The organism is Ochrobactrum teleogrylli (assembly GCF_037482325.1).
GTDB lineage: Bacteria > Pseudomonadota > Alphaproteobacteria > Rhizobiales > Rhizobiaceae > Brucella > Brucella teleogrylli.
In genome coordinates this window covers 2,243,845-2,258,313 of sequence record NZ_JBBHKQ010000001.1, presented here as the reverse complement: position 1 = coordinate 2,258,313, position 14,469 = coordinate 2,243,845, and the positions used below count along the sequence as shown (strand labels likewise).

The following is a 14,469-nucleotide window of genomic DNA, read 5'->3' as shown; positions in this document are numbered from 1 at the left end:
ACGGAAGGTGAGGCGACATGAAAAGCTGGTTCTGGCCGGGGCTAACGTGGACCGCAACACTGACGGCGCTGGCGCTGTGGTTCGGCGTGGATCGTGTTCAGACCGATATTTCCAGCCGCACCTCCGAAGCGCTGGCGCCCTATGTCTGGACGGGTTTTGATATTGAAGGCCGCGATGTCACCCTGAAGGGCATCGCGCCCGACCCGGCAGCGCAAGACGCTGCACGTGCTGCATTGAGCGCTGTGTGGGGAGTAAACGACATCACCGACCTCACATCGGTTCTGCCGGCCGCGTCGCCTTATGTTTTTAAGATAGAGAAGAGCAATGACGGTTTGGTTTTCACCGGCTCTATCCCTGAAAACACCTTGCGCGACCGGATTATGGAGGCTGCGGAAGCGGCTGCACCGGGCCTGTCGCTCGACGATGAAATGGCGCTGGCGCGCGGCAGCTGGCCACATTTTTCCGACGGTGTGCTGTTTGCGCTCTCTTTGACCAAAGGGCTTGCCGATGGCGAGATAACGATTACGGACGGATCGCTTTCGATAAAAGGGAAGGCGGCAAGTGCCGAGGAGTATCAGTCGATGGCGGATATTTTGTCCAAGCCGCTACCGTTCGATTTGAAGCTTGCGGCATCAGATTTGGTTGAGCCGTGATTCTGTGGATTAAAGCTTCCGTGGCGGCAGGTTAATCCAGCGACTTTCCTGTTCGAAAATGACAGTTTCGCTGTTTCAATTTTTGCTTTCTTATTATGACTGACGGATTGGAATTGACCTATGAAACCCAGTGCAGGTTTTGATGCTTTATCTTGCTGAAACATTCTGGCCCGTTCTTCTCGCGGCGGTATTGATCGGGATCGTTGTCGGATGGCTGAGCGGTCGTAAATAGAGCCGCCATTCCGAACTGCGTGGGCTTCAAAAGCGAGCCGAGAGATAAAATGCGCCGAATCGAGAGGTTAGGGCGCGTAGTACAGAATACGAGGGAAACCGATATGCCGTTGCTGATCATTCAACTGGCGATCCTTGTTGCAGTGGCGTTTATCGTCGGATGCGTTCTGGGCAGATTGTTCCGACGCAAGAACAAGGCCATGACCGACGAGGAACGCACAATCGTCGCGGCTGCGCTTTCGGCACCAGCCGTGGATGAGAAGCCGGAGCCGGTTCAGCCCGCGCCTGTGAAAGAGGCGGTGACCGCGCCGCTTGCGAAAGACAAGAAGCCCGTAAAGGCGAGCACGCCGAAGAAAGCGCCTGTGCCGGATGCCGAAGTTGTTGGCGGGCCGCTGCCGGTGCAGTTGGTCCAACCGGAAGAACAGAGTGTGCCGGACGATCCGGGCCGCCCGGAACTGCTGGATGCGCCGCGCGAAGGCAAGGCAGACGAACTGACCGTGATCGGCGGAATAGGCAAGGCTATTCAATCGATGCTGAATGGGCTTGGCGTCTATCATTATGACCAGATCGCAAACTGGTCGGATGAGGAAGCTGCATGGGTCGAACGTCACATCGGGTTCCCGCGCCGAATCGTGCGCGAAAACTGGATCGGCCAGGCAGAAAGGCTTGTGGAGACCACGATCAAGCCAGCGGCCAAACGGCCAGCCAGAGCCAGGAAGGCTCCAGCCAAGCCGAAGGCAAAGCCTACGAAAAAATCCGAAGCATAATCGGAACCGCTCTAGCGGCGCCCGTAAACCAGATCGGTTTCAATATCGGCGGAACCGGTCAGGCGCGCTTTATAGACCTCGTAATTTTCCATCACGCGCTGCACATAATTGCGCGTTTCCGAATAGGGAATGCGCTCGATCCAGTCCACGACCTCTTCAATCGACTGGCCGCGCGGATCGCCATATTTCTCGACCCATTCCGAAGCGCGGCGCGGTCCAGCATTATATCCGGCGAAAGTCAGCACATAAGAACCGTTGAAACGGTCGAGCTGTTCACCCAGGAAATGCGCGCCGAGCGTCGCGTTATAGCCTGCGTCGCTCGTGAGGCGCGGTGCAGAGAAGGGCATGCCGTTGCGCGTTGCGACGCTCTTGGCGGTCGCAGGCATCAGCTGCAACAGTCCGCGTGCGCCGGCCTTCGAAACTGCGCCGACATTGAACTCGCTTTCCTGACGCGCGATGGCATAGGCAAGCGCCTTGCCCGAGCCGCTGATATTGGCGCTGGCCGGAATGGCGCCGAGCGGATGCGAAAGCGCACCCACATCCAGCCCGCGCAGGGCTGCGGTTTTGCCGACACGCAGTGCCAGATAATGGTTCTCGTTGCGCTCTGCCATGACGGCCAGCAAAGCCAGTTCGCCGACACTGTCGAGTTCCTGCGAAAGCTGCGTATAGATGGATGTCGCCTTGGTGGCATAACCGATTTGTTCGAGACGTTTGATGGCTTGCACCGCATGGCGGTTGGCAAAGCGCGCGCGATCCGTCTCGGTCGGCTTCGGATAGATCAGTTCCGGCGCCTTTTCATCCAGCTTGGCTGCGGAAAGCTGGCCATAGAATGTCGTGCCGAAATGGGCCGAGCGACGATAAAAATCGCGCGCATTGCCGCCGCTTCCCGCATCCGCAGCGCGTCCGAGCCAATAATAGGCGCGGGACGCGGAAATTGGACGGGCGGAGATTTCGGCAATTCTGGCGAAATGCGGTGCGGCAGTCTTGGGTTGCTTGAGCGCGCGGAGCGCATACCAGCCAGCATGAAATTCCGCTTCGGCGGCAACTGTTGGCGATTCGGCAGCGTGGGCCGCGACCACCTTATAGGCCAGTTGCGGCTTGCCGAGATCAAGCAACTCGCGCGACAGAATACGCCGTTCGGTCCACCATGCGTCCGGATCGACCAGCATGGCTGCCTGACGCGGCGCTTTCAGCATCAACTCGGTCGCGTCATCATAGCGCTCAGTGCGACGCAGATAGCGAATCTTCAAAAACTGATAGGCCGCATTCGCCTGCCACGAACGGTCCACGGCGGCAATCGTCGCCGCTGCGGTGGGCGATTTCTGCGAGACGGCTGCAAAAGCATTATACAGCGACTGGGCTTGCGCGGGACCGGCAAGCAGTTTTGCCGATGCCATACGGTCATTATAGATCGCGCGCAGAAAACGCCGCTGATGGTCTTCCCGTGTCAGGATGCCGTTGAATTCCTTCAGCACTTTCTGCTCGTCTTCAGACGAGAGGCGCTGCGTTGCCCACCAAGGAGACAGGAGTTCGTGGGCTTTGCCGGGATTGCCGATACCGACATAGGCGCGAGCGAGCACGATCATGCCTTCGGTAGTCACCGGGCGACGGCTGCCAAATGCCGCCATGACGGTTCCCGCAGGCGGGTTTTCCTTGAATAGAGCGCGTTCAGAATTGCGCTGAAGCGTGGAAATGCCGGGCCAGCCGGGCAGTTCGGCAGTCGCAGCGGCGATTTCGCTGCTGGTGACGCCTTCGACGCCCGAGGTCGCAATGGCCCAGGTCAGAATCTGCCGGTCGAGCGAACCGCGTGGCATGCCGTTGCGAAAGGCAACCGCACTTGCAACATCTTTCGAATAAAGCGCATCAAGCCCGCTTTTCAGCGTGCCGCCAATGGCCGCCGGGTTTTCCACGCGGCTGAATGACGAGGTGATAACCGGATCGGGCGGGGTGGGACGCGGCGTTGGCGTCACGAGATTCATCGGCGACGCCGGAGACGGTGCTGCGGCAGGCGCAAACGGGCGCACGAGCGGGGTCGGCACTTGAGTCGGCAGTGACGACTGCGCAAACGACGCCGACGGCTGCACGGCAACCGCAATAAGGCATCCTGCAAGCAGGGCTTTTCGTCTGATATTGATCGCTACGACTTCTTTAGACATCCGCACTCTGAAACAAAAATCCGGCTAGCCGGGACTTGGTTGCTGCAAAATATGTTAGCAAAATTCGGCTTTTGTTAGCCTTTCATTTCGCCCGCATATCTTGTCGTCAAGGATAGGCCCCAAGGAATGAAACTATGATTAATAAAAGCTTTATAAGATAGTGCAAACGGGGACGAAACGGCCATGCGGAATACCGGGCTTTACGGGCTGTCGGGATGAGCGAAGATGACATTGGAATAAAGCCGGAATTTTCGTCGCAAATCTGCCGTAATACCCCTGTTTTCCGCTTGCAATGTGCTTGCTCCATTCGTGCTGCAAGACTATTGTTCAACGCCTCCGCAAACCGCATATGAGGTCGAGCGCCCCTGCGGTTTGAGGTTCTGTCTATCTTTTTCAGGAGTTACTGATGCTGAAGGGCTCAATTACCGCGCTTGTCACGCCATTCGATCGTGAAGGAGCGTTCGATGAAAAAGCTTTTCGTGCATTCGTTGACTGGCAGATAAAAGAGGGCACCAAAGGTCTGGTTCCCGTTGGCACCACCGGCGAAACGCCGACGCTTTCCCATGACGAGCACAAGCGCGTCATCGAGGTCTGCATCGAAGTGGCCGCCGGTCGCGTGCCGGTTATTGCAGGTGCCGGCTCGAACAATACTGTCGAGGCGATTGAACTCGCGCAGCATGCCGAAAAGGCTGGCGCCGACGCCGTGCTGGTGGTGACCCCTTATTACAATAAGCCGACCCAGCGTGGACTTTACGAACACTTCTCGCAGGTTGCGCGTTCGATCTCCATTCCGCTCATCATCTACAATATTCCGGGCCGTTCGGTCATCGACATGACGCCGGAAACGATGGGCGCTCTGGTGCGCGATCACAAGAACATCATCGGTGTGAAGGACGCGACCGGCAAGATCGAGCGCGTTTCAGAACAGCGTGGCACCTGCGGCAAGGATTTCATCCAGCTTTCGGGCGAGGATGCGACCGCGCTCGGCTTCAACGCCCATGGCGGGGTAGGGTGCATTTCGGTGACGTCGAACATCGCGCCGCGTCTATGCGCCGAGTTTCAGGATGCCTGCCAGGCTGGCGATTTCGCCAAGGCGCTGGAACTGCAGGACCGTCTGATGCCGCTGCACAAGGCCCTGTTCATCGAGCCGAACCCGTCTGGCCCGAAATATGCGTTGTCGCGTCTTGGGCGCGTCGAAAACAGCCTGCGCTCGCCGATGGTGCAGGTCGAAGCTTCGACGGCGGAGAAGATCGATCACGCCATGAAGCATGCAGGTCTCATCAACTGAGCAGGCATTAGCGTGGCTGCTCGTTAAAAGAATTGCAAGCTGCTGATTTTTACGCTCCCGCCGTCGCGGGAGCGTTTTCATTTTAAATGCAACACATTATATAGTGCAGTTATGAACAAGCCGAAGAATTCCCCTGCACGCAAGATCATCGCGGAAAACCGCAAGGCGCGCTTCAATTTCGAGATTTTGGACACGCTCGAGGCTGGTCTGGTTTTGACCGGCACCGAGGTGAAGTCCCTGCGCGCCAATCAATCGAATATCGCTGAAAGCTATGCCAGCTTCGAGAATGGCGAGTTCTGGCTGATCAACTCTTATATTCCGGAATATACGCAGGGCAATCGCTTCAACCACGAGCCGCGCCGTTTGCGGAAGCTTCTGGTGAGCAGCCGCGAAGCATCGCGCCTGTTCAACTCCGTATCGCGCGACGGTATGACGGTCGTTCCGTTGAAGCTCTATTTCAACGATCGCGGACGCGCGAAGCTGGAACTGGCCGTGGCGCGCGGTAAAAAGAATCATGACAAGCGCGAGACGGAAAAGAAGCGCGATTGGGGCCGCGAAAAGGCCCGCTTGCTCCGCGACCGGGGCTGATCGCATTCCAAGGAAAAAGAGCGCCGTCAGGCGCTCTTTTTGATTCAGGTAGAAAAGTGGATTATTCGTCGGGAGGGCTCAAAATTCATGCTGGTGCATGGATCGAACCCTGACCGATATCAATAATTCTCTTCGAGATCGTCGTCCTGGCGGCGTGGCGCGCGCTCCGAAGGATCGCGACCGATTTCAGCCTTCAGCGAAACAAGATCGATGAAATGATCGGCCTGACGGCGCAGTTCGTCGGAGATCATCGCGGGCTGGGTCGTCAGCGTCGAAACGACGGAAACCTTGCGGCCCTTGCGCTGCAGGGCTTCTGCGAGCGAACGGAAATCGCCGTCGCCAGAGAAGATGACGAAATGATCAACCGTGTCGGTGAGCTGCATGGCATCGACGGTGAGTTCGATGTCCATATTGCCCTTCACCTTGCGGCGACCGGTCGAATCGGTGAATTCCTTGGCGGCCTTGGTGACGACTTTGTAACCGTTATAATCCAGCCAGTCGATCAGTGGGCGGATCGAGGAATATTCCTGATCTTCAACAAGCGCCGTATAATAATAAGCGCGCAGCAAATAACCGCGCTTCTGAAACGCCTTCAGAAGCTTGCGGTAATCGATGTCAAAGCCCAGAGTCTTGGATGCTGCGTATAAATTGGCGCCGTCAATAAAAAGCGCAATTTTTTCACGAGAATCGAACATCGTGCAATATATCCACTCTACAGCCTAACGGGAGTGTGGACCGTCGACCGCGTATTCAGATTTGTTTCACAAACGTCGGCTGGCGAAATATTTCTACCAATAGCGTTTATAGCGTTTCTAAGGACATATTATAGAAAAACAAGCAACCATAGGTTGTTATTTTAGTGAGCTAATTTACCTAATGTAGCAATTTCGATATGGGAACGAATTTTGGTCTGCTTAATATTGTTCCATTTTGAAATGCGATGAGATATTATGCGGTATATCGTTAAAAATCGAGGGTATATGAACGGATTAAGGCTATTTAACGCCTGTAATCCCGCTTTGGCTTGTAATTTCGCCCGACAGGCGTTATGTGCTGAAAAAAATCCGTTTAAAGTTCGAAAATGAAAGGGACCGTGTATGGCCCGCGTCACTGTTGAGGACTGCGTAGACAAAGTCGAGAACCGATTCGAGCTGGTTCTGCTCGCCGGTCATCGCGCCCGCCAGATTTCCCAGGGCGCTTCGATCACTGTCGACCGCGACAATGATAAGAACCCCGTCGTTGCGTTGCGCGAAATCGCCGACGAAACGCTTTCGCCGGACGATCTGAAGGAAGACCTGATCCACTCGCTGCAGAAGCATGTGGAAGTGGATGAACCGGAAGCTGCTGCTCCTGCCCAGATCACGTCGTCGTCCGACGAACTGGCTGAAGGCATTGCCGATGCTGCCGAGGAAGACATTGTGTCTTTCGACCGCATGTCGGAAGAAGAGCTTCTGGCCGGTATCGAAGGTCTGGTCGCTCCGGAAAAGAACGACGACTTCTAATCCGCTTTCGGGTTGCCTTTTTATACACGCGCTGCGGCTCATCAGGCCGCGGCGCGTATTTTTACGCGCGTGAACATAAAATGATCGCTGCGGCGGCTTGCAGGAAATTGATTTCTGTCTGAAATTAATCCTGTTGGCAGAAAGTCGGTGCTAAAGCTCGCAAAACACTCGATAATTTGCGAAGTTGTGCTCGATTGGGGTGTCATTGTTTTGCGGCGTGGCCGCGAACCGCCCGGCGTTGGTTTGAGGGAGTTGTCGTAGATGATGCGCCAGTATGAGCTTGTGGAGCGTGTGCAGCGATACAAGCCGGATGTTAACGAGGCGCTTCTCAACAAGGCATATGTCTATGCCATGCAGAAACATGGCAGCCAGAAACGTGCTTCCGGCGACCCTTATTTCTCTCATCCTCTCGAAGTCGCGGCCATCCTCACGGACATGCATCTGGATGAGGCGACGATCGCCATCGCGCTTCTGCACGACACCATCGAAGACACCACCGCGACCCGTCAGGAAATCGACCAGCTGTTCGGACCGGAAATCGGCAAGCTCGTCGAAGGACTGACCAAGCTCAAGAAGCTCGATCTGGTTTCCAAGAAGGCCGTGCAGGCGGAAAACCTGCGCAAGCTGCTTCTGGCCATCGCCGAAGATGTGCGCGTGCTTCTGGTCAAGCTTGCCGACCGTCTGCACAATATGCGCACGCTCGGCGTCATGCGCGAGGACAAGCGCCTGCGCATTGCCGAAGAAACCATGGATATCTATGCGCCGCTCGCTGGCCGCATGGGTATGCAGGACATGCGCGAAGAGCTGGAAGAGCTGGCCTTCCGCTATATCAATCCCGATGCATGGCGCGCGGTTACGGACCGTCTGGCTGAACTTCTAGAGAAAAACCGCGGTCTCCTGCAGAAGATCGAAAAGGACCTGTCCGAGATTTTCGAGAAGAACGGCATCAAGGCCAGTGTCAAAAGCCGCCAGAAGAAGGCGTGGTCGGTGTTCCGCAAGATGGAAACCAAGGGCCTGTCCTTCGAACAGCTGTCCGACATTTTCGGCTTCCGTGTCATGGTTGATACGGTGCAGGATTGCTATCGGGCGCTGGGGCTGATCCATACGACGTGGTCGATGGTGCCGGGGCGGTTCAAGGATTATATCTCAACGCCGAAGCAAAACGACTATCGTTCGCTGCACACCACCATTATCGGTCCGTCACGCCAGCGTATCGAACTGCAAATCCGCACCCGTGCGATGGATGAAATTGCCGAGTTCGGTGTGGCGGCGCATTCGATCTATAAGGATCGCGGCAGCGCCAACAATCCGCACGCGATCTCGACGGAAACCAACGCTTATGCCTGGCTGCGCCAGACCATCGAGCAGCTTTCCGAAGGCGATAATCCGGAAGAGTTTCTGGAACATACCAAGCTGGAGCTGTTTCAGGATCAGGTTTTTTGTTTCACGCCGAAGGGCCGCCTGATTGCACTGCCACGCGGTGCGACGCCGATCGATTTCGCCTATGCCGTGCACACCGATATTGGTGACAGCTGTGTTGGCGCCAAGGTCAATGGCCGCATCATGCCGCTGATGACCGAGCTGAAGAACGGTGACGAAGTGGATATCATCCGCTCCAAGGCGCAGGTGCCGCCTGCGGCCTGGGAATCTCTGGTTGCGACCGGCAAGGCGCGCGCTGCGATCCGCCGTGCGACCCGCTCCGCCGTGCGCAAGCAATATTCCGGCCTCGGCATGCGTATTCTCGAACGCGCTTTCGAGCGCGCCGGAAAGCCATTCAGCAAGGATATCCTGAAACCGGGCCTGCCGCGTCTGGCGCGAAAGGATGTGGAAGACGTGCTGGCCGCCGTCGGGCGCGGCGAACTGCCGTCCACCGATGTGGTGAAGGCCGTTTATCCAGACTATCAGGATACGCGTGTCACAACGCAGAACAACCCCGCCAAGACCGGCGAAAAAGGCTGGTTCAACATTCAAAATGCTGCCGGGATGATCTTCAAGGTTCCCGAAGGCAGTGAAGGCTCCGAGGCCGATAAGGGCAAGGATCAGGAAACCGCGACGAAGCCGGGCAAGCGTGCTCTGCCAATCCGTGGCACCAATTCCGATCTGCCGGTGCGTTTTGCGCCGGAAGGCGCGGTGCCGGGTGACCGTATCGTCGGCATTCTCCAGCCGGGCGCCGGTATCACCATTTACCCGATCCAGTCACCGGCGCTGACCGCCTATGACGATCAGCCGGAACGCTGGATCGATGTGCGTTGGGATATCGATGAGACGATGCATGAGCGCTTTCCGGCCCGCGTCAGCGTCTCGGCGATCAATTCACCGGGCTCATTGGCGGAAATCGCCCAGATTGTTGCGGCCAACGACGCCAATATTCACAATCTCTCCATGGTGCGCACCGCACCGGACTTTACCGAAATGATCATCGACGTCGAGGTGTGGGACTTGAAACACCTCAACCGCATCATTTCCCAATTGAAAGAAAGCGCGAGCGTCAGCGGCGCCAAGCGCGTGAACGGATAGGACCAAAATGAACACCGAAGGCGTGCTTGCCGTCTTCCGCGAAGCGGGAGCGATCCTCGAAGGCCATTTCATTCTCACTTCCGGCCTTCGCAGCCCTATTTTCCTTCAGAAGGCGCGTGTGTTCATGCATGCCGACAAGACGGAAAAGCTGTGCAAGGCGCTGGCAGAAAAGATCAAGACGGCCAATCTCGGTCCCATCGACTATGTGGTCGGGCCGGCCATTGGCGGTCTTATCCCGTCCTATGAAACGTCGCGCCATCTGGGTGTGCCGTCGGTCTGGGTCGAACGCGAAAACGGCGTTTTCCGCCTGCGCCGCTTCGATGTGCCCAAGGGCGCGCGCGTGGTGATCGTGGAAGATATCGTGACGACCGGCCTGTCGATCCGCGAAACCATCGACTGCATGAAAGAGCTCGGCATCGAGGTTGTTGCTGCGGCCTGCATCGTTGACCGGTCGGCGGGTAAGGCTGATGTTGGCACCAAGCTGATCGCGCTTGCGGAATATGAAGTGCCAGCTTACCCCGCCGATAATCTGCCGCCGGAACTGGCGGCAATCCCGGCCATCAAGCCGGGCAGCCGCAATATTTGACGGTTATTTCTTGCCGGGAAGTTCTTTAGAAACGTTGTATATTAAAAGACTTTCTGGCTGGATATAATATAAGTTTTGATGCCGCAGGGCTATTAAAAGCTCTGCGGTGAGATTCCCCTTTACGTGGGGCCTTTTATTTACGTAATCTAGATGGTTGATAGAAGAGTCCGATCAGTTCTCGCCGACAGGAATCCATCGTGGCTGTAGCACCTTTAGTTTTCGATCCGAAATCGCCTTTTCGCGCGCCGTGCGGCATCTGTGTCGACTGCGATGTGCGCCGTATGGCGGTTTGTGCTGCGCTCGACGACGGCGATCTTGGTGCGCTGGAAGCGATCATGACGTCCAAAAGGCTGGATGCGAACGAGATGCTGGTCGAGGAGGGTGAGCTGAAGGGGCGGGTCTTCAGCCTGACGTCCGGTATGTTGCGCATCTATACCTCTCTACCGGATGGGCGCCGCCAGATTGCGGGCTTCCTGTTTCCCGGCGATTATCTCGGTCTTGCCGACGATGATGTCTATTCGCAGTCGGCGGAAGCAGTGGTGCCTTCGGTCCTGTGTGCCTTCTCCACGAAGGAAATGGAAAATCTGATGGAGCGCTTTCCAAAGCTCAAGGAAAGGCTGCACCAGATGACGCGGGCTGCACTGCGCACCGCGCGCGACAACCAGCTCGTGCTCGGTCGTCTTGCGCCGGTGGAAAAACTTGCGAGCTTCCTGCTGGTTCTGTCCTCCCGCGCCGAAAAGCGCGGTGAACGCTCCAATCCGGTGCATCTGTCGATGAACCGTACGGATATCGCGGATTATCTGGGGCTTACCATCGAAACGGTGAGCCGAAGCTTCACCAAGCTGAAGAGCCAGGGCCTGATCCAGCTCATCGACGCCAATACGGTCGAAATTCTGTCGCGCCGTTCGCTTGCAGCTGTTGCGGGCATGGATTTCGACGCGCTTTAAAACGGTCTAAGGTCGATCTGTTGTAATCGCTCTAATTCTTTGTTTTAGCGTATATTCTGCCTGATCGAAGCTGGGCCTGAAATCAGTCCGGTGCGCTGATTTCACCGTATAGGCGTGCAGCACTTCTGCTGAAAATTCTCCAGCTCCCAATACTCTGCTCATTCATCGTCACCCGTTGATTCAAATCAATGCGGGGTGCCGCGTTGCCCTGTAATTTCTACCATAAAGATTGATGCGGCTACAAAAGGGACGGCCGCGCGGTAAATGGGGAGAAAGACGGGTGCTCTTGTGGCTGGTCACTGCAACATTGGCTGTCATTCATGCGGTATATCGTGCCGCATCATGCCGTCCAGTCCTGCAGGTTGCAATTCCGGTTCAGGCATCGGCGTCTCCATTCGCACTGGCCGAACTTCGCCAGTCCGCGCGCCGCGCGAGGTGGGTGCGCCATGCATGAAGAAGCGATAAAGCGTTACGCTGCACTTGCTGTTCCGCGCTATACGTCCTTTCCGACGGCTGCCGATTTCGTTCCCTTCGCATCCGAGACTGCGCATCGCTGGCTTCGCCAGATTGGCCCGGGCGAGGGCACCTCACTCTACATCCATGTGCCTTATTGCAAGCAGCTCTGCTATTATTGTGGCTGCCACGCCAAGGTCGCCATACGCGACGATGTCGTCGAGAGTTTCTATCATTCGCTATTGAACGAAATCGAAACGGTGGGCCATGTGCTGACCGGCCGTCCGCGCGTCACCCATCTGCACTGGGGCGGCGGAACGCCTTCGATCCTGAATTCTTCCCAGTTTCTGGAAATTATCACAGCGCTGCGCTCGGTGTTCGAATTTGCGCCGACGATGGAGCATGCCATTGAGCTTGATCCGCGCTCTGTCACGCCGGACCTCGTCAGGACGCTGGCTTTCATGGGCGTCAACCGCGCCAGCCTTGGCGTCCAGGATATCGATAATCGTGTGCAAAAGGCCATTGGCCGGGTGCAGATGATGGAAACCGTGTCGGAAGCCACATGGCTTTTGCGCGGTGAGGGCATCGAGAAAATCAATTTCGATCTCATCTATGGTCTACCGATGCAGACGGTGGACAGTCTGCGCCGCACCTGCGAGACGGTTGCCGCGCTACGTCCGGACCGCGTTGCCTGCTATGGTTATGCACATCTGCCGCAGCGCCGCGCCAACCAGCGACTGATCGATGCGAGCCAACTGCCCGACGCTGAAGCGCGCTTTGCGCAGTCGCGAGTGGTGGCTGACTGTTTTTCCGCTCTCGGCTACGAGGCGGTGGGTATCGATCACTATGCCTTGCCGGACGATGCGCTGGCAGTTGCTGCCCGCAAGGGGCTGCTGCACCGCAATTTCCAGGGCTATACCACGGATCGAAGCCAGACCCTGATCGGTTTTGGGCCGTCCTCCATCTCGCAATTTCCGGGCGGCTATGCGCAGAACATTCCCGATATCGGGCAGTATCGCAAGACCGTCGATGCGGGCGAGCTTGCCACGGTGCGCGGCTATACGATGCGCGAAAGCGACCGGCTCCGTTCAGCAATCATCACCGCGCTCATGTGCAATTTTGAGGTCGATCTCGATGATGTGGCGCCGGGTATGGAGTTCTCTGATGAACTCGCCTTGCTGCGCCCGCTGGTCGCCGATGGTCTGGTCGAAGTAAAGGGCAGCCTCATCCGCGCTACCGAGGATGGCAAGCCGCTGATCCGCCTCGTCGCGGCGGCCTTTGATGAATTTCGCAGGGAAACGGTGCAAGGCTTCAGCTTCGCCGTGTGATCTGCATTTGATCGAGCGGTTCCAACGAACCGTTCTGGAGATGCCGCTGTACCGGGCCGTCAAAAGGTCAGTGGCATGGGAGCGCCGCCGTTGGGGGACGTGCGGCGCTCCCCCTCTTCGGGGGAGCGCTTTTCAAGTTCGGGCTCAGGCTTTCGCTTTGCGGTTCTTTTCCAGCTTTGGCAGGAAGACGGTCAGAAGGCCGAGCAATGGCAGATATGAGCAGATCGTATAGACGAACTCGATGCCCTTGCGGTCGGCGACGATGCCGAGAACCGCGGCTGCGATGCCGGCCATGCCGAAGGCAAAGCCGAAGAACAGACCGGACACCATGCCCACACGTCCCGGAAGCAGTTCCTGCGCAAAGACCACGATGGCAGGGAAGGCCGAGGCCAGGATGAAGCCGATGATCACCGTCAGCACAGCCGTCATCTCAAGATTTGCGTAAGGCAAAGCCAGAGTGAAGGGCAAAACGCCGAGGATCGACACCCAGATCACTTTGCGCGTTCCGATGCGATCACCGATCGGGCCACCAAAGATCGTTCCCGCAGCCACAGCGCCGAGGAAGAGGAACAGCAGGATCTGCGAGGTCTGCACCGACACGCCGAAATGGTGGATCGTGTAGAAGGTGTAGTAGCTCGTCAGGCTCGCCATGTAGATATATTTGGTGAAGATCAGCAGCGCGAGCACGGCCACCGTGGCGATTACCCGGTTGCGCGGCAGCGGCAGCGTCTTGTCAGGCTGCGCCCTGCGGGCATTGGCCAGACGATAGCGATTATACCAGTTACCGACATACCAGAGCAGCAACATGCCCGCCAAAGCTGCGATCGAGAACCACGAAACGCTGATCTGGCCTAAGGGCAGCACGACGAATGCCGCAAGCAGCGGGCCGATTGACGAACCGAAGTTACCGCCCACCTGAAACAGCGATTGTGCGAAACCGTGCTTGCCGCCCGAGGCCAGTCGTGCAACCCGCGATGCTTCCGGATGGAAAACGGACGAGCCGAAGCCGACGCAGGCAGCGCCCATCAGCAGTACCGAATAATGATGCGCGGTCGCCAGCAGCACGAGGCCGACAAGTGTGCAACCCATGCCGAAAGACAGCGAATAAGGCATCGGCTTGCGGTCGGTATAGATGCCGACGAGCGGCTGCAAAATGGATGCCGTCATCTGGAAAGTGAAGGTGAGAAGACCAATCTGCCAGAAGGACAGGCTGTAATTGTCCTTCAGCATCGGATAGATGGCCGGAAGGAGCGACTGCATCATGTCGTTCAGAAAGTGGCCCATGCTTGTGGCCAATATGATGGTGAGGACCGTATTGTCCGCACCGCTGTTGGACGGCTGCTGCGCAGCACTCATGCTCATAATGCGACTCCTCGAACACATCCCGAAAAGCATCAGCGGTTTTCGGATAAGATGTGCGTTAAAATAAACGTGCAGAGCGCCGACCCAATTC

At 57.0% G+C, this 14,469-nt stretch carries 12 protein-coding genes; 9 read left to right on the top strand and 3 right to left on the bottom strand.

The window, feature by feature from the left end:
* The first annotated feature begins 17 nt into the window (after positions 1–17).
* Together WIX40_RS10625 and WIX40_RS10620 are read left to right on the top strand one after the other, a co-directional pair.
* On the top strand, positions 18–653 hold the full coding sequence (locus WIX40_RS10625; RefSeq protein ID WP_121535558.1) for a BON domain-containing protein: 636 nt from the start codon (positions 18–20) through the stop codon (positions 651–653).
* Between the two features lie 335 nt (positions 654–988).
* Positions 989–1,651: a helix-hairpin-helix domain-containing protein gene (locus tag WIX40_RS10620; protein ID WP_121535561.1), complete on the top strand. Its 663-nt coding sequence runs from the start codon at positions 989–991 to the stop codon at positions 1,649–1,651.
* Positions 1,652–1,662: 11 nt separating this feature from the next.
* Here WIX40_RS10620 and WIX40_RS10615 read toward each other — a convergent pair whose 3' ends face one another.
* Positions 1,663–3,807 (bottom strand): lytic transglycosylase domain-containing protein, encoded by a 2,145-nt coding sequence (locus WIX40_RS10615; protein WP_121535564.1) that lies wholly within the window; start codon positions 3,805–3,807, stop codon positions 1,663–1,665.
* A gap of 406 nt (positions 3,808–4,213) precedes the next feature.
* On the opposite strand from WIX40_RS10615, the gene dapA reads away from it, so the two are divergent.
* Together dapA and smpB are read left to right on the top strand one after the other, a co-directional pair.
* Positions 4,214–5,095, top strand: a complete 882-nt coding sequence (gene dapA, locus WIX40_RS10610; protein WP_109368638.1) for a 4-hydroxy-tetrahydrodipicolinate synthase — start codon at positions 4,214–4,216, stop codon at positions 5,093–5,095.
* A 111-nt stretch (positions 5,096–5,206) separates the two neighbouring features.
* Entirely contained in the window at positions 5,207–5,683 is a 477-nt protein-coding gene (smpB, locus tag WIX40_RS10605) for an SsrA-binding protein SmpB (RefSeq protein ID WP_109368639.1), read from the top strand.
* 119 nt (positions 5,684–5,802) lie between these two features.
* On the opposite strand, the gene WIX40_RS10600 is transcribed toward smpB, so the two are convergent.
* Positions 5,803–6,378 (bottom strand): LabA-like NYN domain-containing protein, encoded by a 576-nt coding sequence (locus WIX40_RS10600; protein WP_109368640.1) that lies wholly within the window; start codon positions 6,376–6,378, stop codon positions 5,803–5,805.
* A 402-nt stretch (positions 6,379–6,780) separates the two neighbouring features.
* Between WIX40_RS10600 and rpoZ the strand changes: the two genes are divergently transcribed.
* The 5 genes from rpoZ to hemN all read left to right on the top strand — a co-directional run bounded on the left by rpoZ (position 6,781) and on the right by hemN (position 13,016).
* Positions 6,781–7,185: a DNA-directed RNA polymerase subunit omega gene (gene rpoZ / locus WIX40_RS10595; RefSeq protein ID WP_109368641.1), complete on the top strand. Its 405-nt coding sequence runs from the start codon at positions 6,781–6,783 to the stop codon at positions 7,183–7,185.
* Positions 7,186–7,446: 261 nt separating this feature from the next.
* Positions 7,447–9,702, top strand: coding sequence for a RelA/SpoT family protein (locus WIX40_RS10590; protein ID WP_109368642.1), 2,256 nt, complete (start codon positions 7,447–7,449; stop codon positions 9,700–9,702).
* 7 nt (positions 9,703–9,709) lie between these two features.
* Positions 9,710–10,288 (top strand): orotate phosphoribosyltransferase, encoded by a 579-nt coding sequence (gene pyrE / locus WIX40_RS10585; protein ID WP_109368643.1) that lies wholly within the window; start codon positions 9,710–9,712, stop codon positions 10,286–10,288.
* A gap of 281 nt (positions 10,289–10,569) precedes the next feature.
* The gene (locus WIX40_RS10580; RefSeq protein ID WP_210261576.1) at positions 10,570–11,235 is read left to right on the top strand and encodes a helix-turn-helix domain-containing protein; all 666 of its coding nucleotides are present in this window, start codon (positions 10,570–10,572) and stop codon (positions 11,233–11,235) included.
* Positions 11,236–11,681: 446 nt separating this feature from the next.
* Positions 11,682–13,016: an oxygen-independent coproporphyrinogen III oxidase gene (hemN, locus tag WIX40_RS10575; protein ID WP_109368645.1), complete on the top strand. Its 1,335-nt coding sequence runs from the start codon at positions 11,682–11,684 to the stop codon at positions 13,014–13,016.
* 144 nt (positions 13,017–13,160) lie between these two features.
* Here the strand turns inward: hemN and WIX40_RS10570 are convergent, their stop codons facing one another.
* Entirely contained in the window at positions 13,161–14,378 is a 1,218-nt protein-coding gene (locus tag WIX40_RS10570) for an MFS transporter (protein ID WP_109368646.1), read from the bottom strand.
* Between the last annotated feature and the right edge of the window lie 91 nt (positions 14,379–14,469).

Bases quoted from the DNA above. Each gene is read 5' to 3' on its own strand.
- smpB (WP_109368639.1), top strand. From the start codon at position 5,207: ATGAACAAGCCGAAGAATTCCCCTGCACGCAAGATCATCGCGGAAAAC.
- WIX40_RS10590 (WP_109368642.1), top strand. From the start codon at position 7,447: ATGATGCGCCAGTATGAGCTTGTGGAGCGTGTGCAGCGATACAAGCCG.
- WIX40_RS10570 (WP_109368646.1), bottom strand. From the start codon at position 14,378: ATGAGCATGAGTGCTGCGCAGCAGCCGTCCAACAGCGGTGCGGACAAT.
- hemN (WP_109368645.1), top strand. From the start codon at position 11,682: ATGCATGAAGAAGCGATAAAGCGTTACGCTGCACTTGCTGTTCCGCGC.
- WIX40_RS10600 (WP_109368640.1), bottom strand. From the start codon at position 6,378: ATGTTCGATTCTCGTGAAAAAATTGCGCTTTTTATTGACGGCGCCAAT.
- WIX40_RS10625 (WP_121535558.1), top strand. From the start codon at position 18: ATGAAAAGCTGGTTCTGGCCGGGGCTAACGTGGACCGCAACACTGACG.
- WIX40_RS10580 (WP_210261576.1), top strand. From the start codon at position 10,570: ATGGCGGTTTGTGCTGCGCTCGACGACGGCGATCTTGGTGCGCTGGAA.
- dapA (WP_109368638.1), top strand. From the start codon at position 4,214: ATGCTGAAGGGCTCAATTACCGCGCTTGTCACGCCATTCGATCGTGAA.
- pyrE (WP_109368643.1), top strand. From the start codon at position 9,710: ATGAACACCGAAGGCGTGCTTGCCGTCTTCCGCGAAGCGGGAGCGATC.
- WIX40_RS10615 (WP_121535564.1), bottom strand. From the start codon at position 3,807: ATGTCTAAAGAAGTCGTAGCGATCAATATCAGACGAAAAGCCCTGCTT.
- WIX40_RS10620 (WP_121535561.1), top strand. From the start codon at position 989: ATGCCGTTGCTGATCATTCAACTGGCGATCCTTGTTGCAGTGGCGTTT.
- rpoZ (WP_109368641.1), top strand. From the start codon at position 6,781: ATGGCCCGCGTCACTGTTGAGGACTGCGTAGACAAAGTCGAGAACCGA.